The 281-nt window shown below is 33.5% G+C and carries 1 pseudogene; it reads left to right on the top strand.

Going from position 1 to position 281, the window contains the following annotated elements:
• A pseudogene (locus tag E1J38_RS15230) lies at positions 1-281 on the top strand (DDE-type integrase/transposase/recombinase); the annotation flags it as partial.

Below are 281 nucleotides of genomic sequence, written 5' to 3'. Positions count from 1 at the left end.
TGGTAAGAAAGCGAAGAAAATATACAAAAACCACAAACTCTAAACATTGGATGAAAAAGTATCCAAATCTCACAAAATCTTTTAATCTCAATAAACCAGAACAGCTTTGGGTAGCAGACATAACCTATCTACAGACTAAGTAAGGTCACGAATACCTGCACCTGATAACAGATGCTTATTCTAAACAGATTATGGGTTATGAACTTACAGATAATTTAAAAGCATCTTCTACGGTTAGAGCCTTAAAGATGGCTATCAGTAATAGAAAGTATAAACATCCA

The organism is Seonamhaeicola sediminis, assembly GCF_004358095.2.
GTDB lineage: Bacteria > Bacteroidota > Bacteroidia > Flavobacteriales > Flavobacteriaceae > Seonamhaeicola > Seonamhaeicola sediminis.
Note: the sequence above shows the minus strand (reverse complement) of the source record. Positions and strands in the feature narration are given on the sequence as shown.